General features: G+C 70.5%; 21 protein-coding genes. 15 read left to right on the plus strand and 6 right to left on the minus strand.

The annotated features are described in order from the left end of the window. Nucleotides 1-70: 70 nt before the first annotated feature. Nucleotides 71-994, plus strand: a complete 924-nt coding sequence (gene fmt / locus LCL87_RS18515) for a methionyl-tRNA formyltransferase (protein ID WP_225022339.1) — start codon at nucleotides 71-73, stop codon at nucleotides 992-994. Next, on the plus strand, nucleotides 991-2,472 hold the full coding sequence (locus tag LCL87_RS18520) for a transcription antitermination factor NusB (RefSeq protein ID WP_225022341.1): 1,482 nt from the start codon (nucleotides 991-993) through the stop codon (nucleotides 2,470-2,472). Before fmt ends, LCL87_RS18520 begins: the two co-directional genes overlap by 4 nt. Nucleotides 2,473-2,532: 60 nt before the next feature. Here LCL87_RS18520 and LCL87_RS18525 read toward each other — a convergent pair whose 3' ends face one another. From LCL87_RS18525 to LCL87_RS18550, 6 genes are all read right to left on the minus strand, one after another. Next, nucleotides 2,533-2,793: a DUF4235 domain-containing protein gene (locus LCL87_RS18525; RefSeq protein ID WP_225022344.1), complete on the minus strand. Its 261-nt coding sequence runs from the start codon at nucleotides 2,791-2,793 to the stop codon at nucleotides 2,533-2,535. A gap of 58 nt (nucleotides 2,794-2,851) precedes the next feature. Beyond that, a complete protein-coding gene (locus tag LCL87_RS18530) occupies nucleotides 2,852-3,463 on the minus strand; it encodes a class I SAM-dependent methyltransferase (protein WP_225022346.1) in 612 nt (203 codons plus the stop codon). After that, nucleotides 3,460-4,149: a PIG-L family deacetylase gene (locus LCL87_RS18535; protein WP_237692443.1), complete on the minus strand. Its 690-nt coding sequence runs from the start codon at nucleotides 4,147-4,149 to the stop codon at nucleotides 3,460-3,462. Before LCL87_RS18535 ends, LCL87_RS18530 begins: the two co-directional genes overlap by 4 nt. A gap of 71 nt (nucleotides 4,150-4,220) precedes the next feature. Next, entirely contained in the window at nucleotides 4,221-5,168 is a 948-nt protein-coding gene (locus tag LCL87_RS18540) for an acyl-CoA dehydrogenase family protein (protein WP_225022350.1), read from the minus strand. After that, nucleotides 5,165-5,932: a glycosyltransferase gene (locus LCL87_RS18545; protein WP_225022352.1), complete on the minus strand. Its 768-nt coding sequence runs from the start codon at nucleotides 5,930-5,932 to the stop codon at nucleotides 5,165-5,167. Before LCL87_RS18545 ends, LCL87_RS18540 begins: the two co-directional genes overlap by 4 nt. Before the next feature lie 104 nt (nucleotides 5,933-6,036). Next, on the minus strand, nucleotides 6,037-8,418 hold the full coding sequence (locus LCL87_RS18550; protein ID WP_225022354.1) for a phosphoketolase family protein: 2,382 nt from the start codon (nucleotides 8,416-8,418) through the stop codon (nucleotides 6,037-6,039). Between the two features lie 252 nt (nucleotides 8,419-8,670). Here LCL87_RS18550 and LCL87_RS18555 point away from each other — a divergent pair, with 252 nt between their 5' ends. The 13 genes from LCL87_RS18555 (at nucleotide 8,671) to gap (ending at nucleotide 23,155) form a co-directional block, all read left to right on the plus strand. Continuing rightward, nucleotides 8,671-9,687, plus strand: coding sequence for a zinc-binding alcohol dehydrogenase family protein (locus tag LCL87_RS18555; RefSeq protein WP_225022657.1), 1,017 nt, complete (start codon nucleotides 8,671-8,673; stop codon nucleotides 9,685-9,687). Nucleotides 9,688-9,761: 74 nt separating this feature from the next. Further along, nucleotides 9,762-12,137, plus strand: coding sequence for a glycosyl hydrolase family 65 domain-containing protein (locus LCL87_RS18560; RefSeq protein ID WP_225022356.1), 2,376 nt, complete (start codon nucleotides 9,762-9,764; stop codon nucleotides 12,135-12,137). Nucleotides 12,138-12,147: 10 nt separating this feature from the next. Further along, nucleotides 12,148-12,831, plus strand: coding sequence for a ribulose-phosphate 3-epimerase (rpe, locus tag LCL87_RS18565; protein ID WP_225022358.1), 684 nt, complete (start codon nucleotides 12,148-12,150; stop codon nucleotides 12,829-12,831). Between the two features lie 31 nt (nucleotides 12,832-12,862). Continuing rightward, nucleotides 12,863-13,852 (plus strand): bifunctional diaminohydroxyphosphoribosylaminopyrimidine deaminase/5-amino-6-(5-phosphoribosylamino)uracil reductase RibD, encoded by a 990-nt coding sequence (gene ribD, locus LCL87_RS18570; protein WP_225022659.1) that lies wholly within the window; start codon nucleotides 12,863-12,865, stop codon nucleotides 13,850-13,852. A 28-nt stretch (nucleotides 13,853-13,880) separates the two neighbouring features. Continuing rightward, complete coding sequence (locus LCL87_RS18575) at nucleotides 13,881-14,492, plus strand: riboflavin synthase (RefSeq protein ID WP_225022360.1); 612 nt, start codon at nucleotides 13,881-13,883, stop codon at nucleotides 14,490-14,492. Between the two features lie 107 nt (nucleotides 14,493-14,599). Beyond that, nucleotides 14,600-15,847, plus strand: a complete 1,248-nt coding sequence (locus LCL87_RS18580) for a bifunctional 3,4-dihydroxy-2-butanone-4-phosphate synthase/GTP cyclohydrolase II (RefSeq protein WP_225022362.1) — start codon at nucleotides 14,600-14,602, stop codon at nucleotides 15,845-15,847. Further along, nucleotides 15,844-16,341 carry a 6,7-dimethyl-8-ribityllumazine synthase gene (gene ribH / locus LCL87_RS18585; protein WP_225022364.1) on the plus strand — a complete coding sequence of 166 codons (498 nt, stop codon included), beginning with the start codon at nucleotides 15,844-15,846 and terminating at the stop codon, nucleotides 16,339-16,341. The genes LCL87_RS18580 and ribH overlap by 4 nt, the downstream gene beginning before the upstream one ends. Next, nucleotides 16,338-16,796, plus strand: coding sequence for a PH domain-containing protein (locus LCL87_RS18590; RefSeq protein ID WP_225022366.1), 459 nt, complete (start codon nucleotides 16,338-16,340; stop codon nucleotides 16,794-16,796). Before ribH ends, LCL87_RS18590 begins: the two co-directional genes overlap by 4 nt. A 32-nt stretch (nucleotides 16,797-16,828) precedes the next feature. Beyond that, the gene (uvrC, locus tag LCL87_RS18595) at nucleotides 16,829-18,979 is read left to right on the plus strand and encodes an excinuclease ABC subunit UvrC (RefSeq protein ID WP_225022368.1); all 2,151 of its coding nucleotides are present in this window, start codon (nucleotides 16,829-16,831) and stop codon (nucleotides 18,977-18,979) included. After that, the gene (gene rapZ / locus LCL87_RS18600; RefSeq protein WP_225022370.1) at nucleotides 18,976-19,875 is read left to right on the plus strand and encodes an RNase adapter RapZ; all 900 of its coding nucleotides are present in this window, start codon (nucleotides 18,976-18,978) and stop codon (nucleotides 19,873-19,875) included. Before uvrC ends, rapZ begins: the two co-directional genes overlap by 4 nt. Continuing rightward, nucleotides 19,872-20,930: a uridine diphosphate-N-acetylglucosamine-binding protein YvcK gene (locus tag LCL87_RS18605; protein ID WP_225022372.1), complete on the plus strand. Its 1,059-nt coding sequence runs from the start codon at nucleotides 19,872-19,874 to the stop codon at nucleotides 20,928-20,930. Before rapZ ends, LCL87_RS18605 begins: the two co-directional genes overlap by 4 nt. Then, entirely contained in the window at nucleotides 20,921-21,904 is a 984-nt protein-coding gene (gene whiA, locus LCL87_RS18610) for a DNA-binding protein WhiA (RefSeq protein ID WP_510850803.1), read from the plus strand. Before LCL87_RS18605 ends, whiA begins: the two co-directional genes overlap by 10 nt. Before the next feature lie 231 nt (nucleotides 21,905-22,135). Next, nucleotides 22,136-23,155, plus strand: a complete 1,020-nt coding sequence (gene gap / locus LCL87_RS18615; RefSeq protein WP_031937510.1) for a type I glyceraldehyde-3-phosphate dehydrogenase — start codon at nucleotides 22,136-22,138, stop codon at nucleotides 23,153-23,155. The last annotated feature ends 1 nt before the right edge of the window (nucleotide 23,156 follow it).

Consider the following 23,156-nt stretch of genomic DNA (forward strand, 5'->3'; position numbering starts at 1 on the left):
TCGACGCTCCGGGAGCCGCCCTCGTGAACTCTGTGACCACCCGCCCTCCGTGCAGGGAGGTCCGGCGCTGATGCGGATCGTCTTCGCCGGGACACCGGAACCGGCCGTGCCGTCGCTGCGACGCTTGATCGACTCCGAGCGGCACGAGGTGGTCGCCGTCGTCACCCGGCCCGACGCCGTCGCCGGCCGGGGCCGCAAGCTGGTGCGCTCGCCCATCGGGCAGCTCGCCGACGAGCACGGCATCGAGGTGCTCACCCCGAAGTCGGCGTCCGACCCGGAGTTCCTGGCCCGACTGCAGGAGCTCGCGCCCGACGCCTGCCCGGTCGTCGCGTACGGCAACCTGCTGCCGCGCCCGGTGCTCGACGTCCCGCGCTTCGGGTGGATGAACCTGCACTTCTCGCTGCTGCCCGCGTGGCGCGGAGCGGCGCCGGTGCAGGCCGCCATCAACGCCGGGGACGAGATGACGGGTGCGACCGTGTTCGCGCTCGACGAGGGCATGGACACGGGACCGGTGTACGGCGTGGTCACCGAGGCCATCCGCACCACCGATACCGCGGGCGTGCTGCTCGGCCGGCTCGCGGAGAGCGGTGCGATTCTGCTCGAGAGCGTGCTCGACGGCGTCGAGGACGGTGCGCTGCAGGCGGTCCCGCAGCCGCGCGACGGTGTCTCCCACGCCCCGAAGGTGTCGGTCGAGTCGGCGCGGATCCGCTGGGATCAGCCCGCGCTCGCGGTGCACCGCCACGTGCGGTCGGTGACCCCGGCGCCGGGCGCCTGGACCATGATTGGTGACCTCCGGGTGAAGATCGGTCCCGTGACGCTGGCGCAGGAGACGCTGCCGCCCGGCCGGATCGAGGTCCGCAAGGACGGCTTCTACGTCGGGACGTCGACGACCGCGGTTCGGCTGGATCAGGTGCAGCCGCAGGGCAAGAAGCAGATGGCGGCAGTGGACTGGGCGCGCGGTGCGCGCCTCGACGGAGAGGTTCGGGCACAGTGAGCGACGAGAAGCGGCCGGCACGGCGATCCGGTGGATCGGGCGGTCAGGGTGGTCGGGGCGGACGCCCCACGGGACAGGGACGGCGCAACGAGCGTCCCAAGCAGGCCCGTCGCCCGGATCCCGCGCAGGCCGGGATCGATCAGCCGCGCCGCGCGGCGCGTGATGTGCTGCGCGCCGTCCGTGAACGTGACTCGTACGCGAATCTGGTTCTGCCGGGTCTGCTTCGGGATCGTCGGATCGACGGCCGCGATGCCGCGCTGGCCACCGAACTGGCGTACGGCGCGGCCCGGGCCCGTGGCCTGCTGGACGCGGTGATCGCGCAGTGCGCGGGCCGTCCGGTCGACGAGATCGACGGGCCGCTGCTCGACGTGCTCCAGCTCGGCGCGTACCAGCTGCTGCGGACTCGCATCGCCCCGCACGCGGCCGTCGCCACGTCGGTGGACCTGGTCCGCGCGGAGGCCGGCCCCGGCAAGGCCGGGTTCGTCAACGCAGTGCTGCGCCGGGTGTCCGAGAAGACCGAGGACGAGTGGGTCGAGGCGCTCGCCCCGGACGCCGTGGCCGATCCGGTGGGCCATCTCGCGTTCCGTTACGCGCACCCGAAGTGGATCGCGCAGGCGTTCGCGGACTCGCTCGGCGCCGACGCCGCCGAGTTGCAGGACGTGCTGATCGCCGACGACGCACGTCCGGGCGTGCATCTCGTCGCGCGTCCGGGTGAGATCTCCGCCGAGGAGCTCGCCCTGGTCACCGGCGGCGAGGTGGGCCCGTACTCGCCGTATGCGGTGCACCTCGACGGCGGTGATCCCGGTCTGCTCGACGCCGTCCGTGAGGGACTGGCCGGTGTGCAGGACGAGGGCAGCCAGCTGGTGGCCCGCGCGCTGACGCTGGCGCCACTGGAGGGTCCCGACGGTGGCCGGTGGCTCGACCTGTGCGCCGGACCCGGCGGCAAGGCGGCCCTGCTCGGTGCGCTGGTGGGCATCGAGGGCGGCCGGCTGGACGCGGTGGAGCCGTCGGAGCACCGCGCGGATCTGGTGCGCAAGACGACCCGGGACCTGCCGGTCGACGTGCACGTCGCCGACGGCCGCGACCCTGGTCTGGAAGGCGGCTACGACCGGATCCTCGTCGACGCTCCCTGCACCGGCCTGGGTGCGCTGCGCCGGCGCCCGGAGGCGCGGTGGCGGCGACAGCCGTCGGACGTGGCCGGCCTGGTGAAGCTACAGCGGGAACTGCTGGCGTCGGCGCTGCAGCTGGTCCGACCCGGTGGCGTGGTGCTGTACTCGACGTGCTCACCGCACGTGTCCGAGACGGTCGCGGTCGTCGCCGACGCGGTCCGCCGCCACGGTGCCGTCGCGCTCGACACGCGCGAACTGGTGCCCGGCGTGCCGAACCTGGGTGACGGCCCGGGCGTCCAGCTGTGGCCGCACCGGCACGGGACGGACGCGATGTTCATGGCGGCGCTACGCCGGCCTCTGGACAGCTGAGCCAGCTGACGAACCCCGGTCGGGCAGGCGCGTTCTGCCCGACCGGCGACCGTGCGGAGATCAATTCGTCAGTGCGCGATAACCTTTCGCTCCGGCGCGGTCGACGGCAGCCTTGACGACGGCGAAGACGGCGCCCTGGAGCGCTGCGGCGACGAGGACTTCGCGGTTGGACCGTGCGAGGTCCTTGGGATCGGGAGCGTGGTCGTCGTCTCCGACGCGCTTCCAGATCTGACGGAACGCGGCGCCGGCCAGGATTCCCCCGAGCACGCCGGTGGCGAGGGACAGCGGCTTGTACAGCGCCTTCGCGGTGGTCTTGTTCATGTCGTTCTCCTCGTCGTTGTTGCGTATCGGTCGTATGCGGTGGTGGGAATGTGGCGGGTCACCCGAGCAGTCCTTCCCTGGCTGCGACGGATCCTGCATCCGGGGCCTGCGGTTCGAACGTCTCGACGAGGACGTCCGGATCGGCGTATCTGGCCGTTCGAACCAGATCGGATCGGGCGGCCAGAAGCTCGTGGACGGCGTCGCCGGTCTGGGGATACTCGGGGACCGCATGGCGCCAGTGCACCGCGAGGACGACGCCGTCGTCGGCCAGGTGTTCCCACAGCTCGTCGAGCGCCCGGTCCAAGGCCTCCGGCGAGAGGTAGTACGCGACTTCGCTCAGGACCACGAGGTCGAAGGTCGCGTCAGGCCAGGGATCGCCGAGGGCCCAGCGACGGAACGTGACATCGGCTCCTTCGAGTCGTGCCCGTGCACGTTCGAGTACGTCGTCGACGATGTCGGTTGCGAGGACGTGATCACAACGTGGTGCGAGCACCTCGGTGAGGTTGCCGATGGAGCACCCGGGTTCGAATGCCGACCGGAATCGTCTGCGGGGCAGAACGGCCGCGGTGAGGGCGCGCTTGCGTTCCTCGTACCAGCGCTCGTCGAAGCCCCACGGATCCGGGGATTCCGAGTACATGTCGGTGAAGTACTCGTCGGGCAACCGGTTCACGGGACGAACACCGTCTCGTGGTCCCGCAGCAGTCGGTCGAGGACGTGCCGCGGGAGGATGGCCCGATCGGCCGGCGCAGGGGACAGATCGGCAGTCTGACTGGTGAACTCCGACACGGCATCGCGCTTGCGCTGTTGCCGGTGCCGAGTCGGGTGGAAGGTCCGGGCGCGCGGCCACGGCACCGACGGATCGCGCGGATTCGACCAGTGCCACATCCACACCGGGTACTCGATCAACACGGCGCCGGAGCGTCGCGCGGCCTCCGCCGCGGCGCGCCCCGAGGCCTCGTGATCGGGATGCCCGTCGTGTCGATACGGTGCAGCGCACCAGGTGCCGCGGTGCAGGCGTTCGGCGATCGTCGTCGCAAGGTCCGTCTCGTGGTCGGCGACTCGACCGTCGGGCAGTCCGAGTGGGATCGCGGTGGGCAGCCCGAGACGCTCCGCCGCGCGGACGGACTCTGCGCGTCGAATCCCCGCCAGCTCGGTGGGCGTGAGGGTCGGCGAATCCGGATGTGACGCTTCGCCGTCGGTGACGGAGAGGATCGTGACCGGGACGCCGCGCGCCGCGAGTTCCGACGCGAGCGCCCCGACTCCGAGGACTTCGTCGTCGGGGTGCGGCGCGACGACGAGCAGCTCCGGACACGTGTGAACGTCGAGTTGAGCGAACGAGGTGTGCCCCGCCCACATCGACTCGGGGGTTCCTTCGGATTCGACAGGTGTGGCGGCGAATCTTTCGGCGGCGCTACCGGATCGGTCCGTCACGGAATTCTCTCTTCGTTGCGGCTGACAGCGGATCCCAGATCTGCGAGGTCGTGTTCGGCGTGGCTCTGCCGGAGATAGACGGTGAGGTCCGCGACCAGTTGGGCGTGCGTCGGATCGCCGCACAGTGGACCCGCGCCGAGTGCGCGTCCCACCCGATCGACGGTCTCGGTCGCGGCCGCCTCCACGACCGCCCTGACGCGGCGGGCACGGATGCGGGCTGCGTGATCGTCGGCAGGATCGCGGTCCAGTTCCTCTGCGGCGACGTCGAGAACACAGTTCGCCGCGTACAGTGCGGCGTCCACCGCGCCGAGATGTGCAAGCCGGTGGGGATCGTCGCCCGTGTTTCGCCGGAGTGCGTCCGCGACGGCCACCGCGCCGCCGTACCAGCACGCGGCCACACCGATCGCCCCGTGCCAGAAGCCGGGCCGAGTGAGATACGCGCCGGGTTCGCCGACCCGGACGGCCGCGGCGCCGACGAAATCGACGGCGCCGGAGTCGCTCGCGCCCATCCCGACCGCGTGCCACGTGTCGGGTACGGCGGCCGTCCCGGGGCCGCGGAGATCGACCGCGAAGAGTGCCCGTTCTTCTCCGGTACGGGCCGTCACGAGAGCGTGCGTGCAGGAGTGGGCGCCCGAACACCACAGCTTCCGGCCGTCGAGCACGTATCCGGTGTCGCTCTCGCGCGCAGTGAGTGCGGGCGACGGCGGCTCCGCGGCCCACACGCCCCACAGCTCGCCCGGCCGGGGTCGCGGTCCCTGCAGCTCGGCGAGTATCGCGACGGCGTCCGCGTGCGCCTCGAGAAGGCGTCCACCGACGAGGTCACGCCGGGCCGCATTCGCCAGCTCGGTCCACCGTGTCCTCGTCTCGCCCGATCCGGGCAGCGGCCACCGGGCGGCGTCGTCGGGAGAGACCGCGGGATGCACTGTCGCCGGACTCGTGGTCATCCCTCCTCCGAAGACGTTGCCGTGCCGACCAGGGTCGAACCCGAGCAGCCGGACCCGGCTGCGACGGAGCGCAGGTGATCACCGAATCCGCGGGGTGCGCGTGGGTCGCGCCGATCCGATGTCGTCACGACGGTGTGCTCGTCCCACGCGATGCGGTGTCCCGCACTGTCGAGACGAGCGACGAGGTCCACGTCCTCACCCGTCACGAGATGGCGAAATCCGCCGACGGCGTGATAGACGTCGGCGCGGACACCGAGGTTCGCGCCGTGGACGTGACCGTGTACCGGACCCCGGCGCCGCCGGTAGCCGCGGTCGTATCGTGTGCGGGTCTCGTCGTCGTACGCGGCCCAGTCGACGCGTACGGTGCCGGCCATCGCGTCGTGATCCGCCCAGTAGGCCAATTGGTCGAGGAACCAGGTTTCCGGAACGACGGAATCGGCGTCGGTCGTGGCGAACCACACGTCGCGTCGGCCGGACAGCCCGCTCGCTGCGAACCCGGCGGCCCGCGCGGCGCCGACGTTGCGGCGCTGCAGGTCCAGGCGGGCCATTCCGGCGGGGACCACCAGTTCTGTGCCGTCCGTGCAGGCGTCGAGCACGACCGTTGTGCGGACCGGCACCGGGGAGCGCCGTGCGGCAGCCTCGAGCGCACTCAGGCATCGGGGGAGGAGGTCGCGTTCGTCGTGGGCCGGGACGACCGCGACGATGCACGTCGGCGCGGGTGCGGCGCCCGTGGTGGGAGTGGGTCTCGGGTGAGTGCTTGCCATGTCGGACACAGGGACTCCTGTCGAGGCGATCTGGTGCATCTACGGGAGATAATCTGTGTCAAATGTTGCATATCGCAGTCGTCGGCGCACGGCAACGGGTGTGGTCACACCGGTTCGGGCCACACCCAGTTCCGGACCTCGGGCATGTCCTCGAGGTGCTCGCGCACGTAGCCGTGGTGGCGTTCGAGCATGCGCTCGCAGTAGCCGGTGAGGTCGTCGGCGCCGTCGGGGGTCCGGCGGGATCGGCGCAACGCCTCGATCGCCAGGTGGTAGCGGCTCATGTGGTTGAGCACGACCATGTCGAACGGCGTCGTCGTCGACCCCTGTTCGGTGTAGCCGCGGACGTGGAACCGGTTGGGCCGCATCCGCCCGTGCAGCAGCTGGTGGAACGAGCGGGCGTAGCCGTGCCATGCCACCACGACGTCGACGTCCTCGGTGAACAGGCGCGCGAAGTCCTCGTGCGAGCGACCGTGCGGGTGCACGTCGGGCGGGGCCATCGACATCAGGTCGACGACGTTGACGACCCGCACCCGCAGATCGGGGACGTGGCCGCGGAGCAGGGCCGCGGCCGCGAGGGTCTCCTCGGTCGGCACGTCGCCGACGCAGGCCAGCACGATGTCGGGTTCACCGGCCGCGGTCGTGTTCTCGGTGCCCGCCCAGTCCCAGATCGAGGCGCCGGCGCCGACGTGTTCGCGGGCCTGCTCGAGCGTCAGGTACTGCGGGTGTGACTGTTTGTCGACGACCAGCAGGTTGACGCAGTCCCGCGCCCTGAACACGTGCTCGGCCACCACCAGCAGCGAGTTGGCGTCCGGTGGCAGGTAGACGCGGGTGACCCCACCGGACAGCGAGAGCACCGTGTCGATCAGGCCGGGGCCCTGGTGCGAGAACCCGTTGTGGTCGTTGCGCCAGCAGGTGGAGGTGAGCAGGATGTTCAGGCTCGCTACGGGCGCCCGCCAGTCGAGGGACCGGGCGCGTTCGAGCCACTTGGTGTGTTGGATGGTCATGGACGCGCTCACCATCGCGAACGCCTCGTACGTCGCGAACAGCCCGTGCCGACCGGTGAGAAGGTAGCCCTCGAGCCAGCCCTGGCACAGGTGTTCCGACAGCACCTCCATCACCCGGCCGTGGTGACCGACGTGATCGTCGTCGGGAATCAGGGTGCCGGCGGAGCACCGGTCGGTCACCTCGAACACTGCACCGAGCCGGTTGCTGTTCGTCTCGTCCGGGCAGAACAGCCGGAAGTCGTCGGGGTCGGCGATGTAGATGTCGCGCAGCATCTCGCCGAGGGGGCGCGTCGTCTCGTGGTGGATCGCGCCCGGCGCCGGGACGTCGAGGGCGTAGCGGTCCGGCGCCGGGAGATTCAGGTCGCGCAGCAGGCGGCCGCCGTTCGCATGCGGGTTCGCGCCCATCCGCTTGTCGCCCGTCGGGGCCAGCGCCGCGAGTTCCGGCACCAGACGTCCCTGCGGATCGAACTGGTCGTCCGGCGCGTACGACCGCATCCACTGCTCGAGCATCTGCAGGTGCTCGGAATTCTCGCGGACGTCGGCGACCGGCACCTGGTGAGCGCGGAACGTCCCCTCGATCTGGAGGCCGTCGACGACGTCCGGTCCCGTCCAGCCCTTCGGGGTGCGCAGCACGATCGCCGGCCACCGCGGTCGGTCCGTCAGCCCGGACTCGCGGGCGTCCCGCCGGATGCGGGTGATGGCGGTGTGGGCGCGGTCGAGCGTCTCGGCGAGGTCGCGGTGCACCTCCATCGGCTCGTCACCCGCGACGAGCACCGCGTCCCAGCCGAACGCGCGCAGCACCGCGAGCACCTCGTCGTCGGTGCGGCGCCCCAGCACCGTCGGGCCGGAGATCTTGTAGCCGTTGAGGTGCAGGATCGGCAGGACCGCGCCGTCCCGGGAGGCGTCGAGGAAGAACGGCACCTTCCACGACGCGGCCAGCGGGCCGGTCTCGGCCTCGCCGTCGCCGACGACGCACGCGACGATCAGGTCCGGATTGTCCATCGCGGCGCCGGCCGCGTGCGCGAGGGAGTACCCGAGCTCGCCGCCCTCGTTGATCGAACCGGGCGTCTCGACCCCGGAGTGGCTCGGGATCCCGCCCGGCGTCGAGAACTGACGGGCCAGCCGGCGCAGCCCGGCCTCGTCGGGCGTGACGTCCGGGTACAGCTCCGAATACGTGCCCTCGAGATACGTGTTGGCGACGACTGCGGGGCCACCGTGCCCGGGGCCCGCGACGAACAGCACGTCGGCGTCGGTCTGCCGGATCAGCCGGTTGAGGTGCGCGTACACGAGCGACAGCCCTGGGCTGGTGCCCCAGTGTCCGAGCAGTCGGGGTTTGATGTCCGGCGGCACGAGTGGCCGTCGCAGCAGGACGTTGTCGCGCAGGTAGATCTGCGCCACCGTCAGGTAATTGGCCGCCATCCAGTACCGGTGCAGCAGGCGGAGTTCGTCGTCGGTCGCGGGGTCGTCCGGGCGTGGGGCCATCGAGCGAGTCCTCCGTTCGGGGGCGAAGGTGACTCCATCCTGACTGCTGGTTGCAGTCCGCGCACGGGAACTGCCGTCGAGCCGACCGGTTCCTCCGGTTCCCCCTTGTTGTGGGCGTGTCGAAGCAGGCATCCTGGTAGGTGGCGACCGCGGCACCGTCCGACGATGCCGTGTTCCGGTTCCGCCGGCGCCTCAGCGACGAAGTACGGATCTTGTATGCGGACGGACAACTCGCGCACCTCGGCAACGACGATGCCGGCCACCACTATGCGGGCCTGGCGGACGACGAGACCGGGCCCACTCACCGACCGTCCGCTCGAGCTGGGGCGTGAGCTGCTGCCCCGCCCGACGAGCAAGGACCTGTTGGTCAAGGTTCTGGCGTGTGGCGTCTGCCGGACCGACCTGCACGTCGTCGAGGGTGAGTTGCCACCGCACCGGCTCAACGTGGTGCCCGGGCACGAGGTGATCGGTGAGGTGGTCGGGGTCGGTGACGAGGCCGGTGGCCGTTTCTCGGTGGGGCAGCGGGTGGGTGTCGCGTGGCTGCGGGGCACGTGCGGACACTGCCGGTACTGCGTGCGCGGCGACGAGAACCTGTGCCCCTATTCGACGTACACCGGCTGGGATGCGGACGGCGGCTACGCCGAATACACGACGGTGCCCGCCGACTATGCGCTCGAACTGCCCACGGGCTATCCGGTCGTCGAGTTGGCGCCGCTGCTGTGCGCGGGCATCATCGGCTACCGCTCGCTGCAGCGGGCGGAGCTGCCCGAGGGCGGTCGGCTGGGGATCTACGGGTTCGGGGGGAGCGCCCACCTGACCGCGCAGGTCGCCCTCGCCCGCGGCGCACGGGTGCACGTGATGACCCGGGGCGAGGAGGCCCGCGAGCTGGCGTTCAGTCTCGGTGCGGCGTCCGTGCAGGGGGCGGCGGATCCGCCGCCGGAACCGCTGGACTCGGCGATCCTGTTCGCGCCCGCCGGCGACCTCGTGCCGCCCGCGCTCGAGGCGCTCGACGCCGGCGGGACGCTCGCGCTCGCGGGCATCCACCTCAGCGACATCCCGCCGCTGAACTACCAGCGCGACCTGTTCCGGGAGCGGCAACTGCGCAGTGTCACCGCGAACACCCGCGAGGACGCGCGCGAGTTCCTCGCCTTCGCGCAGCAGCACCGGCTGCGGGTCAGCGCGCACCGATACCCGCTCGACTCGGCCGACAAGGCGCTCGCGGACCTCGCGGGCGGAGTGTTCGGCGGCGCCGCCGTTCTCGTGCCGTGAGCGCGTCGCTGTCCTAGCGTGGACTGAGCGGTCCGATCACAGCGGACCGTGCCCCCGAGTGGGAGGACGGCCGCATGATCACCCATCCCGCCTTCACCGTCGAACCGTGGAGCCTGCGCGCCACCAGCCTGGACCTCGACGTCCTGGCGCAGAGCGAGTCGCTGTTCGCGCTGGCGAACGGCCACCTCGGGTGGCGCGGCAACCTCGACGAGGGCGATCCGCACGGGCTCCCCGGCAGCTACCTGTCCGGCGTGTACGAGGTGCGGCCGATGCCGTACGCCGAACCCGGCTACGGCTACCCGGACTCGGGCGAGACGATCATCAACGTCACAGACGGCAAGATCGTGCGCCTGCTCGTCGACGACGAGCCGTTCGACGTCCGGCGCGGGAAACTGCTGCTGCACGAGCAGGAACTGGATCTGCGGGCCGGCGTGCTGCGGCGGAAGGTCGAGTGGCGATCGCCCGCGGGCAGAACCATCCGTCTCACCACGACGCGGCTGGTGTCGTTCACCCAGCGCACGATCGGAGCGATCGAGTACGTGGTGGAGCCACTCGACGGACCGACTCGGGTGGTGCTCCAGTCGGAACTGGTGGCGAACGAACCGATGCCCCAGCAGGAGGCCGATCCGCGCGCGGCGGCGGTGCTGGCGGAACCGTTGTGTGCCGAGGAGCATTTCGACCACGAGGCGCTCGTCCAACTGACCCACACGACCGCGGGTAGCGGCTTGCGGATCGCCGTCGCGATGGACCACGAGGTGACCGGGCCGGATGTGCAGATCGACGTCGAGAGCTACCCGGACCAGGGGCGGGTGACGATAAGTTCGGAACTGGCGAAGGGCGAGCGCGTCCGCATGGTCAAGTACGTCTCGCACGCGTGGTCGGCCCGCCGCACCCCGCCCGCGATGCGGGACCAGGTGGCGGGGGAGTTGACGCTGGCTCGCGAGAGCGGCTGGAGCGGACTGGTTTCGGAGCAGCGCGCCTACCTCGACACGTTCTGGGCACACGCGGACGTGACCGTCGGCGGCGATCCCGAGGTCCAGCAGGCGGTGCGCTTCGCGCTGTTCCACATCCTGCAGGCGTCGGCCCGGGCCGAGGGGACCGCGGTCGCGTCGAAGGGGCTCACCGGCCGTGGTTACGACGGTCATGCGTTCTGGGACACCGAGATGTTCGTGCTGCCCGTACTGACGTCGGTGCTGCCGCAGGCCGTCGCCGATGCGCTCGGCTGGCGGCACTCGACGCTCGATCAGGCCCGCGACCGCGCCCGGCAGCTGGGATTCGCAGGCGCGGCGTTCCCGTGGCGGACGATCACCGGCAAGGAGTGCAGCGGCTATTGGCCGGCCGGTGCGGCGGCATTCCACGTGAACGCGGCGGTCGCTCGAGCGGCGATCGGCTACATCCGGACCAACGGCAACGGCGAGTTCGAGCGGACCGTCGGCCTGGACCTGCTGGTGGAGACGGCGCGGCTGTGGCGTTCGATCGGCTACTTCGACGACAAGGGCGCTTTCCGTATCGACGGCGTCACCGGCCCCGACGAGTACAGCGCGCTGGTGCGCAACAACCTGTACACCAACCTGATGGCCCGGGAGAACCTCGAGGCGGCAGCCCTGGTGGTCGAGCGCCATCGGGAGCGGATGCCCGATCTGGGTGTCACCGACGAGGAACTCGGCGGGTGGCGCACCGCTGCGGAGCGGATGTACGTGCCGTACGACGAACACCGCGGGGTTCACCCGCAGTCCTCCGGGTTCACCGATCGGCAGGTCTGGGATTTCGCGGCGACGCCCGTCGAGCACTATCCGTTGCTCCTGCACTTTCCGTACTTCGATCTGTACCGCAAGCAGGTCGTGAAACAGGCGGACGTCGTGCTGGCGATGCAGTGGGTTCCGGACGAGTTCACCGAGGAGCAGAAGGCGCGAAACTTCGCGTACTACGAGCGGCTCACGGTGCGGGACTCGTCACTGTCCGCGTGCAGTCAGGCGGTGGTCGCCGCCGACGTGGGCGCGCTGGATCTCGCGTACGACTACCTCGGCGAGACGGCGATGATCGATCTGCAGGACCTGGAGCACAACACGAGGGACGGGCTGCACCTCGCGTCGATGGCCGGGATCTGGATAGCGCTCGTGCAGGGATTCGGGGGTGCGCGCCGGCGCCGCGCCGGGCTCACGTTCCGGCCCACGCTCCCGCGCGGCATCGACCACCTCGCCTTCGGCGTCGCCGCCGCCGGATGCCGGCTGCGCGTCGAGATCGATCGGACGGAGACGCGATATCACCTCGCGGCGGGGGACGAGCTGACGCTGCATCACGACGGGAAGCCGGTGACGTTGCACCGCAACGAGGTTCGGGTGATGCCGACGGTGCATCCGCCCGCCGGCCCGGTGGTGACCCAGCCCGCGGGGCGGGAGCCGGCGCGGCGACGCCCCGGCACCGACGATCGGTCGTCGTCCGCCGACTAAACTCGCCGACGTGGCAACCCCGATGATCGCACCGTCCATCCTCTCCGCCGATTTCGCGCGCCTCGCCGAGGAGGCCGACGCCGTGGCCGGCGCCGACTGGCTGCACGTGGACGTCATGGACGCCCACTTCGTCCCCAACCTGACGCTGGGCCTGCCCGTCGTGCAGAGCCTGCTGAAGGCCACCGACATCCCGCTCGACTGCCACCTGATGATCGACGATCCGGGTCGTTGGGCGCCGCCGTACGCCGAGGCCGGTGCGCACAACGTGACGTTCCACGCCGAGGCCACCGACGACCCGATCTCGGTCGCGCGTGACATCCGCGCCGCGGGCGCGAAGGCCGGTCTGAGCATCAAGCCGAACACGCCCATCGAGCCGTACCTCGAGATCCTGAAGAGCTTCGACACGCTGCTCGTGATGAGCGTCGAGCCGGGCTTCGGCGGTCAGTCGTTCATCCCGGAGGTGCTCGACAAGGCGCGGGCGGTCCGCAAGCTCGTCGACGCCGGCGAGCTGCGGTTGCTCGTGGAGATCGACGGCGGCATCAACGTCGACACCATCGAGCAGGCCGCCGAGGCCGGCATCGACTGCTTCGTCGCCGGTTCCGCGGTCTACGGTGCCGCCGACCCGGCCGCCGCGGTCCGCGGACTGCGTGAGCAGGCGGCGAAGGCGTCGCCGCACCTGACGCTCTCGATCTGACGGCCCTCCGGTGACCACTCCCGACGCCGCGATGCGGCTCGCGATCGACGCGTCCGAGGCCGTGCGCGGCACCACCAGCCCCAACCCTCCGGTCGGTGCGGTGATCCTCGACGCGTCCGGTGAGGTCGTCGGCGTGGGCGCGACGCAGCCGCCCGGCGGCCCGCACGCCGAGGTGGTCGCGCTGGCCGCGGCAGGGGAGCGCGCCCGCGGCGGGATTGCGGTCGTCACGCTCGAACCGTGCAACCACCAGGGCCGCACCGGTCCGTGCTCGCAGGCCCTGATCGACGCGGGGGTCGGCGCGGTGCACTACGCGGTGGCCGATCCGAACCCCGCCGCGGCGGGTGGGGCGGAGACGCTGCGACGCGCCGGGATCGAGGTGACCGGCGGGCTGCGGTCCGACGACGTCGAGCGTGGCCCGCTGCGCGCGTGGCTGCACCGCCAGCGCACCGGTCGCCCCCACGTGACCTGGAAGTTCGCCGCCACCCTCGATGGCCGCAGCGCCGCCGTGGACGGCACCAGCCAGTGGATCACCGGTCCCGAGGCGCGGGCGCGGGTGCACACCGACCGGGCCCGGCTCGACGCGATCGTCGTCGGGACCGGGACGGTGCTCGCGGACGATCCCCGGCTCACCGCACGACTGCCCGACGGCTCGCTCGCCGAGCGCCAACCGCTGCGCGTCGTGGTCGGTACGCGGGACGTCCCGGCCACTGCGAGGGTGCTGGACGATGCGGCGCCCACCCTGATACTGCGCACCCACGACGTCGACGAGATCCTGGCCGCGCTCGCTGATCAGGACGACGTGCTGGTCGAGGGGGGACCGCGGCTCGCGGGCGCGTTCCTCGCGGCCGGGGCAGTCGATCGCATCCAGGCGTACATCGCGCCGGTGGTGCTGGGTGCGGGGTCCCACGCAGTGGAAGACGCTGGAGTGTCCACCATCGCCGAGGCGCTACGGTTTCGGCGGGAGAACGTCGAGGTCCTCGGCGACGACCTGTTGTTGAACCTGATCCCTCGGGCTCAGTAGTTAATCGATCCAAGGAGTGAGCGAAGACATGTTCACCGGAATCGTCGAGGAACTCGGCGAGATCGTCGCCAAGGAAGACCTGGCCGACGCGGCCCGCTTCACCGTCAAGGGGCCGCTGGTCACTTCGGATGCGGGTCACGGCGACTCGATCGCCGTCAACGGCGTGTGCCTGACGGTCGTCGACGTCCAGGGCGGCGAGGCGTTCACCGCCGACGTCATGCGGGAGACGCTGGTCAGGTCGAGCCTCGGGGCCCTCGAGATCGGCAGCCGGGTCAACCTCGAGCGTGCCGCGGCCGTCAACAGCCGACTCGGCGGTCACATCGTCCAGGGTCACATCGACACCGTCGGCACCGTCATTTCACGCAGCCCGTCCGAGAACTGGACCGTGGTGCGCGTCTCGCTGCCGTCGAGCATCTCCCGCTACGTGGTGGAGAAGGGTTCGATCACGGTCGACGGCGTCTCCCTGACGGTGTCCGCGCTCGGCGGCGAGCCCGGTGCCGAGTACTTCGAGATCTCGCTGATCCCGACGACGCTCGGGCTGACCACGCTCGGTGCCGCGGAGCCGGGCACGCCGGTCAACCTGGAGGTCGACGTCATCGCCAAGTACGTCGAGCGCCTGCACACGGCCGCCGGCCGCTAGCCGGAATAACGACCTCGTCTCACGAGGTCGTACTGTTGAGGTGCATCTGAAGCGATGCGCCGGGACATACTCGAGCACGCCAGTTCAAGATTTTGGAGCCCAAGCACGTGACCAGGTTCGACAGCATCGAGCGCGCAGTCGCAGACATCGCCGCAGGTAAGGCGGTTGTGGTCGTCGACGACGAGGACCGCGAAAACGAGGGCGACCTCATCTTCGCGGCCGAGAAGGCCACCCCCGAACTCGTGGCGTTCATGGTGCGCTACACGTCGGGCTACCTGTGTGTTCCGCTCGACGGCGAGGACTGCGACCGGCTGGGCCTGCCGCCCATGTACGCGACCAACCAGGACAAGCACGGCACCGCGTACACGGTGACCGTCGACGCCCGCGAGGGGATCGGCACCGGCATCTCGGCGTCCGACCGTGCCGCGACGATGCGCCTGCTGGCCGACCCGGAGAGCGGTGCCAACGACTTCACCCGACCGGGTCACGTCGTCCCGCTGCGCGCCAAGGAGGGCGGCGTGCTGCGCCGCCCCGGTCACACCGAGGCCGCGGTCGACCTCGCCCGCATGGCGGACCTGCGTCCCGCCGGCGTCATCTGCGAGATCGTCAGCCAGAAGGACGAAGGCCACATGGCCAAGACCGACGAGCTGCGCGTGTTCGCCGACGACCACAACCTGGCCCTGATCTCGATCGCGGACCTCATCGCGTGGCGCCGCAAGCACGAGAAGCACGTCGTGCGGGTCGCCGAGGCGCGGATCCCCACCCGGCACGGTGACTTCACCGCGGTGGGCTACAAGAGCATCTACGACGAGGTCGAGCACGTCGCGCTGGTGCGCGGCGACATCGCTGAGGGCGACGGCAACGATGTGCTGGTCCGCGTGCACTCGGAGTGCCTGACCGGTGACGTGTTCGGCTCGCTGCGCTGCGACTGCGGTCCGCAGCTCGACGCGGCGCTCGACATGATCGCGCAGGAGGGCCGCGGCGTGGTCCTGTACATGCGTGGCCACGAGGGCCGCGGCATCGGCCTGATGCACAAGCTGCAGGCCTACCAGCTGCAGGACGCCGGCTCCGACACGGTCGACGCCAACCTCCAGCTCGGTCTGCCGGCCGACGCCCGGGACTACGGCATCGGCGCGCAGATCCTCGTGGACCTCGGCATCAAGTCGATGCGCCTGCTCACCAACAACCCGGCCAAGCGGGTCGGGCTCGACGGCTACGGACTCCAGATCACCGATCGAGTGCCGATGCCGCTGCGCGCGAACGCCGAGAACCTCACGTACCTGCGCACCAAGCGTGACCGCATGGGCCACGACCTGGTCGGCCTGGACGAGTTCGAGGCCGGTGACGCGCTGTGAGCGGTGAGGGACGCCCCGATCTCCAGCTGGGGATGGCGAAGAACCTGAAGCTCGCGATCGTCGCCGGACAGTGGCATCCCGAGATCAGCGAGGCGCTCGTCGCGGGCGCCAAGCGGGTCGCCAAGCAGGCCCAGATCGAGGACCCGACGCTCGTCCGCGTCGCGGGCGCGATCGAGTTGCCGGTCGTGGTGCAGGAACTCGCGAAGTCGCACGACGCCGTCGTCGCGCTCGGTGTCGTCATCCGTGGCGGCACACCGCATTTCGAGTACGTGTGCGACGCGGTGACGGCCGGGCTGACGCGGGTCGCTCTGGACGAGGGTGTTCCGGTCGGCAACGGTGTGCTCACCACCGACACCGAGAAGCAGGCGCTGGACCGCTCCGGTCTGCCGGGCTCGGTGGAGGACAAGGGCGGCGAGGCGTGCGCGGCGGCGATCGACACCGCCGTCACCCTGGCCCAGCTGCGACGGAAGCGGACGGGGTCGACCTCGCGATGAGCAGCAGCGGTGACTGGGAGTTCGAGGTCCGGTCCAAGAAGTCGGCGCGCTACGCGATGGTCGCGGCCGGCGTGCTCGTGCTGGTGCACGTGACGTTGGCGATCCTGCTGCGCACGTCGGCGACGGGTGTGTACTTCCGTCTCGTGGACCAGTTCGCGATGGCGGGCATCGGCCTGCTCCTGGCCGGTGGTGTGCTTCTGCTCACCCGGCCGCGTCTGCGGGTCGGCCCGCGCGGGATCGCCGTGCGCAACATCCTCGGTGAGCGCGTCATCGACTGGGATCTCGATCAGGGACTGTCGTTCCGTGAGGGCGCGTCGTGGGCGCGGATCGACCTGCCCGACGACGAGTACGTCCCGGTGATGGCGATCCAGGCCAACGACCGCGAGCACGCCGTGCAGGCGGTCCGCCGGTTCCGCGAGCTCGAGGCGAAGTACACGGGATCGCGCGCCGAGTGAAGACCGTCGGTACCGCCGACTAGCCTGGAATCGTGCCCGATCCCTCCACATATCGACCCGCGCCGGGAACCATCCCGGTGGAACCGGGCGTCTACAAGTTCCGCGACCCGCACGGCCGGGTGATCTACGTCGGCAAGGCGAAGAGCCTGCGGTCGCGGCTCAACTCGTACTTCGCCGACCTGTCGTCGCTGCATCCGCGGACCCGGCAGATGGTGACGACGGCCGGCAGTGTCGAGTGGACCGTCGTCAGCACCGAGGTCGAGGCGCTTCAGCTCGAGTACAACTGGATCAAGGAGTTCGACCCTCGGTTCAACGTCCGCTACCGGGACGACAAGACGTATCCGGTCCTGGCTGTGACGCTCAATGAGGAGTACCCGCGGCTGTTCGTGTACCGCGGCCCCCGCCGCAAAGGGGTGCGCTACTTCGGCCCGTACTCCCACGCGTGGGCCATCCGCGAAACGCTCGACCTGCTGCTGCGGGTCTTCCCGGCGCGCACGTGCTCGGCCGGAGTGTTCAAGCGCCACAACCAGATCGGCCGTCCGTGCCTGCTCGGCTACATCGACAAGTGCTCGGCGCCGTGCGTCGGCCGAGTGAGCGCCGCCGAACACCGGGAGATCGTGGAGGACTTCTGCGACTTCCTGTCGGGCCGCACCGACCGTCTCGTCCGGCAGCTCGAGACCCGCATGCAGGAGGCGGCCGAAGACCTCGACTTCGAGACCGCCGCGCGGCTGCGTGACGACGTCGGCGCGCTCAAGAAGGCACTCGAGAAGCAGGCGGTCGTGCTCGGCGACGGCACCGACGCCGACCTGGTGGCGTTCGCATCCGACGAACTCGAGGTGGCCGTACAGGTCTTCCACGTCCGCGGTGGGCGCGTGCGCGGGCAGCGCGGCTGGGTGGTCGAGAAGGCGGGTGACGTCATCGAACGCGATGCGGTCGCCGCCGACGCCGGGGCGGAGTCGGAGTTGGAGATCCTCGTCGAACAATTCCTCACCCAGTTCTACGGCGAGCAGGCCGCGCTCTCCGACGGCGGCGCACCGGCCGATCAGCCCGCGAACGCGGTGCCGCGCGAGGTGCTCGTGCCCGCGCTCCCGCGTGACGTCGACGGTCTGCAGCAGTGGCTCGGCGGGCTGCGCGGAAGCTCGGTGAAGCTCCGCGTCCCGCAGCGCGGCGACAAGAAGGCGCTGGCCGAGACCGTCGAGCGGAACGCGAAGGAGGCGCTGGCGCAGCACAAGCTCAAGCGCGCCGGCGATTTCACGTCGAGATCGGCCGCGCTGCAGGGAATCCAGGAGGCACTCGACCTCGATTCGGCGCCGCTGCGGATCGAGTGCGTCGACATCAGTCACGTGCAGGGCACCGACGTGGTGGCCTCGCTCGTGGTGTTCGAGGACGGCCTGCCGCGCAAGTCCGACTACCGGCACTACGCGATCCGGGAGGCCGCCGGTGACGGACGCTCGGACGACGTGGCGAGTATCGCCGAGGTCACCCGTCGGCGGTTCCTGCGGCACAACAAGGACAACACGGCCGTCGCCGCCGGTGGTGGTGTCGACGGCGGTGCCGATGGCGGCGACCAGGCTCCCGAGGCGGCGCTGGATCCACAGACGGGACGGCCGCGCAGGTTCGCGTACCCGCCGAACCTGTTCGTGGTCGACGGCGGCGCTCCCCAGGTCAATGCGGCCGCGGAAGTGCTCGACGAACTCGGCGTCACCGACGTCGCGGTGATCGGTCTGGCCAAGCGCCTCGAGGAGGTGTGGGTGCCGGGGGAGGAAGACCCGGTGATCCTGCCCCGCACGAGCGAGTCGCTGTACCTGTTGCAGCGGGTCCGCGACGAGGCACATCGCTTCGCCATCACGTTCCACCGCAGCAAGCGGTCGCGTCGGATGACGGCGTCGGCTCTCGATTCGGTGCGCGGTCTCGGCGAGACGCGGCGGACCGCGCTCGTCGCGCACTTCGGCTCGGTGGCCAAACTGCGGGAGGCGACGGTCGAGGAGATCACGGCGGTTCCCGGCATCGGCGTGGCCACCGCGCAGGCAGTGCTCGCGGCGCTCGCCGAACCGCAATCCGGACAGACCGGAACGGCGGTCGGTGCCGAGCCCGCCGCAGATGTCGCTGCGGGAGGCGTCGTGGTGGGGGATGATGTGACGGACATCGGCGCATCGGAACGAACAGGACACAGTCGCGAGTGAACGACCAGCAGGAACGCGGTGGGGGAGACGTCGAGGTCGCGCTCGTCACCGGGCTGTCCGGAGCAGGGCTGAGCACCGCCGCCAAGGTGCTCGAGGATCTCGGTTGGTACGTCGTCGACAATCTGCCGCCCGAACTGATCACCCGGATGGTCGAACTCGGCGTCGAGTCCGACCCGCCGATCCGACGCCTCGCGGTCGTGATCGACATCCGCAGCCGCCCGTTCACGGGCGACCTCGGGCGCGTGGTCACGGACCTGGAGGCCATGCCGGTACAGATCCGGGTGCTCTACCTCGAGGCCAACGATCCGGTGCTGATCCGCCGTTTCGAGCACGTGCGGCGCAGTCATCCGTTGCAGAGCGACAGCAAGGAAGGCACGCTGTCCGAGGGAATCGCGGCGGAGCGGGCCAAGCTGGCGCAGGTCCGGGCGTCTGCCGATCTGGTCGTCGACACGTCCGCGCTCGCCGTGCGCGAGTTGCGGGAGAAGATCGAGACCGCGTTCGGCGGCGAGGCCAGCAGCGTGATCCAGGTGACGGTGCAGTCCTTCGGGTTCAAGCACGGGCTGCCCATGGACGCCGACCTGGTGTGCGATGTGCGGTTCCTGCCGAATCCGCACTGGATTCCGGAACTTCGTCCGCACACCGGGCTGGAGGAGGCGGTGCGGGACTACGTCCTGTCCCGTGACGGTGCCGAGGAGTACCTCGACACCTTCATGCGACTCCTCGAACTGACGACGGCGGGTTACCGCCGGGAGGGAAAGCGCTACATGACGATCGCGGTCGGTTGCACCGGCGGCAAGCATCGGAGCGTCGCGATGTCCGAGGCGCTCGCTGCGCGACTCGGCCGAGAGGGCGGCCTGGCCGTCCGTGTCGTCCACCGCGATGTGGGGCGCGAATGACAGACGCATCGACGACTACCGACTCTCGTCCGCCCCGGATCGTCGCGTTCGGCGGCGGTCACGGCCTGTACGCGACGCTGAGCGCGGCCCGCCGGCTCAGTTCCGACGTCACCGCTGTGGTGACGGTCGCCGACGACGGTGGCTCGTCGGGCCGCCTCCGCAGCGAACTCGGCATGATTCCGCCCGGTGACCTCCGGATGGCGCTCGCCGCGCTCGCCGCGCAGACCCCCGAGGTCCGGTCGTGGACGGAGGCGGTGCAGCACCGCTTCGGGGGGTCCGGCGCGCTCGCGGGCCACTCCGTCGGCAACCTGATCCTCGCGGGTCTGACCGAGGTCCTCGGCGACCCGGTCGCCGCGCTCGACACGGTTGCCCGGCTGCTCCAGGTGGAGGGGCGGGTGTTGCCGATGTCGACGCAGGCCCTGCAGATCGAGGCGGACGTCGTGGGTCTGGAGACGGATCCGCGGGTCAGCCGCTGCATTCGCGGACAGGTGGCGGTGGCCACCACGCCGGGCAAGGTGCGCCGCGTACGACTGCTGCCGACCGACCCGCCGGCCTGCCCCGACGCGCTCGCCGCTCTCGAGACCGCCGACCTCGCTGTTCTCGGACCCGGATCCTGGTTCTCGAGCGTCATCCCACACGTGCTGGTCCCCGAACTGCTCGACGGACTGCTGCGCACTCCGGCGCGGAAGGTGCTGATCCTCAACCTCGCGCCGGAGCCTGGGGAGACCGCCGGATTCTCCGCCGAGCGTCATCTCCACGTACTGTGCCAACACGCGCCCGAGTTCCGCGTCGACCACGTCGTCGTCGATTCGGCATCGGTCCCGGCGGGCCGCGAGCGTGACCACCTCTGCCGCGCCGCGACGCACCTGGGCGCCGAGGTGGTCTACGCGGACGTCGCCGAGGACGGCACCCACAAGCATCATGCGGGCAAGCTCGCGGATGTCCTCGCGAGCCTCGCGGTCCGGCAAGCGCCGGCCGGGTCGGCAACCGGGCACGACATCGAGCGAGCCACCGAACGGACAATCGGGGGAAGGGAGAGCGCCTCGTGGCGATGACAGCCGAGGTCAAGGACGAGCTCAGCAGGCTCGCGATCACGCAGGTCAGCTGCCGCAAGGCGGAGGTGTCGGCACTGCTCCGGTTCGCGGGCGGGCTGCACATCGTGGGTGGCCGGGTCGTGGTGGAGGCCGAGGTGGATCTCGGCTCGACCGCCCGGCGACTGCGCGGCGAGATCCTCGACCTGTACGGATACCAGTCGGACGTGCACGTGCTCAGCGCCGGTGGTCTGCGGAAGAGCTCGCGCTACGTCGTCCGTGTCGCGAAGGACGGCGAGGCGCTGGCGCGCCGGACCGGCCTGCTCGACATGCGTGGTCGTCCGGTGCGCGGGCTGCCGGCCCAGGTGGTCGGGGGCAGCGTCGGCGACGCCGAGGCGGCGTGGCGCGGGGCCTTCCTGGCACACGGTTCGCTCACCGAACCGGGCCGCTCGTCGGCGCTCGAGATCAGCTGCCCCGGTCCGGAGGCCGCACTGGCCCTGGTCGGCGCGGCCCGCCGGCTGGGCATCGCGGCCAAGGCCCGCGAGGTGCGGGGCACGGACCGGGTGGTGGTCCGCGACGGCGAGGCGATCGGCGCCCTGCTCACCCGGATGGGTGCACAGGACACGCGACTGACGTGGGAGGAACGCCGCATGCGCCGCGAGGTGCGCGCGACGGCCAACCGCCTGGCGAACTTCGACGACGCGAATCTGCGCCGGTCGGCGCGCGCGGCGGTCGCGGCGGCGGCCCGGGTGGAGCGGGCGCTCGAGATCCTCGGGGCCGACGTCCCCGACCACCTCGCGGCTGCGGGCACGCTGCGGGCCAAGCATCGGCAGGCTTCGCTCGAGGAACTCGGCCAGCTCGCCGACCCGCCGATGACCAAGGACGCGGTGGCGGGACGGATCCGCCGGCTGCTGTCGATGGCGGACCGCAAGGCGAAGGACCTCGGGCTCCCCGACACGGAGTCGGCGGTGACCCCCGAGTTGCTCGAAGAGGCCTGACGGCGACCGAACGGTCGCATCGACGTCTCGTCCCACCCTTCAGCGGCGACCTGAACCGGTTCCGGTGACCGGGTCAGATGCGCGCATTCAGGGGTGCGCCAACTAGGGTGGGACTCACATCGACCGATGAGGCCCGCGCGTTTCGGTTTCGATCGGCGTGGGTATCAACGCGCCCGTGAGGTTCTCGCGGGCGAAATTGCACACCAGAGTAGATGGGCAAAGGAGCTAACTGTGACGGTCCGGGTAGGCATCAACGGCTTCGGTCGTATCGGACGTAACTTCTTCAGGGCGGTCGATGCGCAGAAGGCGCTCGGCACCACCGACATCGAGATCGTGGCGGTCAACGACCTCACGGACAACGCGACGCTGGCTCACCTGCTCAAGTACGACTCCATCCTGGGTCGCCTGCCGTACGACGTCTCGCTCGAGGGCGAAGACACCATCGTCGTGGGCGACACCAAGATCAAGGCGCTGGCGCACCGCGGCCCGCTGAACGAGCTGCCCTGGGGCGAGCTGGGCGTCGACGTCGTCGTCGAGTCCACCGGCATCTTCACCGACGCCGCGAAGGCCAAGGGTCACCTCGAGGCCGGCGCCAAGAAGGTCATCATCTCCGCGCCCGCCAAGGGCGAGGACCTGACCGTGGTCATGGGCGTCAACGACGACCAGTACGACGGCAGCCAGAACATCATCTCGAACGCCTCGTGCACCACCAACTGCCTCGGCCCGATCGCCAAGGTGCTCGACGACGAGTTCGGCATCGTCAAGGGTCTGATGACCACGATCCACGCGTACACGCAGGATCAGAACCTGCAGGATGCCCCGCACAGCGACCTGCGTCGCGCGCGTGCCGCGGCCCTGAACATCGTCCCGACCGGCACCGGCGCGGCCAAGGCCATCGGCCTGGTCCTCCCGCAGCTGCTGGGCAAGCTCGACGGCTACGCGCTGCGCGTGCCGATCCCCACGGGCTCGGTCACCGACCTCACGGCGAACCTGCGCAAGCCGGCCACCGCCGAAGAGATCAACGCCGCGATGAAGGCTGCCGCCGAGGGCCCGCTGAAGGGCATCCTGAAGTACACCGAGGCTCCCATCGTGTCCTCGGACATCGTCACCGATCCGCACTCCTCGATCTTCGACGCCGGCCTGACCAAGGTCATCGACGACCAGGTCAAGATCGTGTCGTGGTACGACAACGAGTGGGGCTACTCCAACCGTCTCGCGGACCTCATCGGTCTCGTCGCGAAGTCCCTCTGAC

This window comes from Prescottella equi (assembly GCF_020171745.1).
In the GTDB taxonomy this organism is placed as follows: Bacteria; Actinomycetota; Actinomycetes; order Mycobacteriales; family Mycobacteriaceae; genus Prescottella; species Prescottella equi_A.

Bases quoted from the DNA above. Each gene is read 5' to 3' on its own strand.
- fmt (WP_225022339.1), top strand. From the start codon at position 71: ATGCGGATCGTCTTCGCCGGGACACCGGAACCGGCCGTGCCGTCGCTG.
- LCL87_RS18525 (WP_225022344.1), bottom strand. From the start codon at position 2,793: ATGAACAAGACCACCGCGAAGGCGCTGTACAAGCCGCTGTCCCTCGCC.
- LCL87_RS18535 (WP_237692443.1), bottom strand. From the start codon at position 4,149: ATGTGGGCGGGGCACACCTCGTTCGCTCAACTCGACGTTCACACGTGT.
- LCL87_RS18540 (WP_225022350.1), bottom strand. From the start codon at position 5,168: ATGACCACGAGTCCGGCGACAGTGCATCCCGCGGTCTCTCCCGACGAC.
- LCL87_RS18545 (WP_225022352.1), bottom strand. From the start codon at position 5,932: ATGGCAAGCACTCACCCGAGACCCACTCCCACCACGGGCGCCGCACCC.
- LCL87_RS18550 (WP_225022354.1), bottom strand. From the start codon at position 8,418: ATGGCCCCACGCCCGGACGACCCCGCGACCGACGACGAACTCCGCCTG.
- LCL87_RS18555 (WP_225022657.1), top strand. From the start codon at position 8,671: ATGCCGGCCACCACTATGCGGGCCTGGCGGACGACGAGACCGGGCCCA.
- LCL87_RS18560 (WP_225022356.1), top strand. From the start codon at position 9,762: ATGATCACCCATCCCGCCTTCACCGTCGAACCGTGGAGCCTGCGCGCC.
- ribD (WP_225022659.1), top strand. From the start codon at position 12,863: ATGCGGCTCGCGATCGACGCGTCCGAGGCCGTGCGCGGCACCACCAGC.
- LCL87_RS18575 (WP_225022360.1), top strand. From the start codon at position 13,881: ATGTTCACCGGAATCGTCGAGGAACTCGGCGAGATCGTCGCCAAGGAA.
- LCL87_RS18590 (WP_225022366.1), top strand. From the start codon at position 16,338: ATGAGCAGCAGCGGTGACTGGGAGTTCGAGGTCCGGTCCAAGAAGTCG.
- LCL87_RS18605 (WP_225022372.1), top strand. From the start codon at position 19,872: ATGACAGACGCATCGACGACTACCGACTCTCGTCCGCCCCGGATCGTC.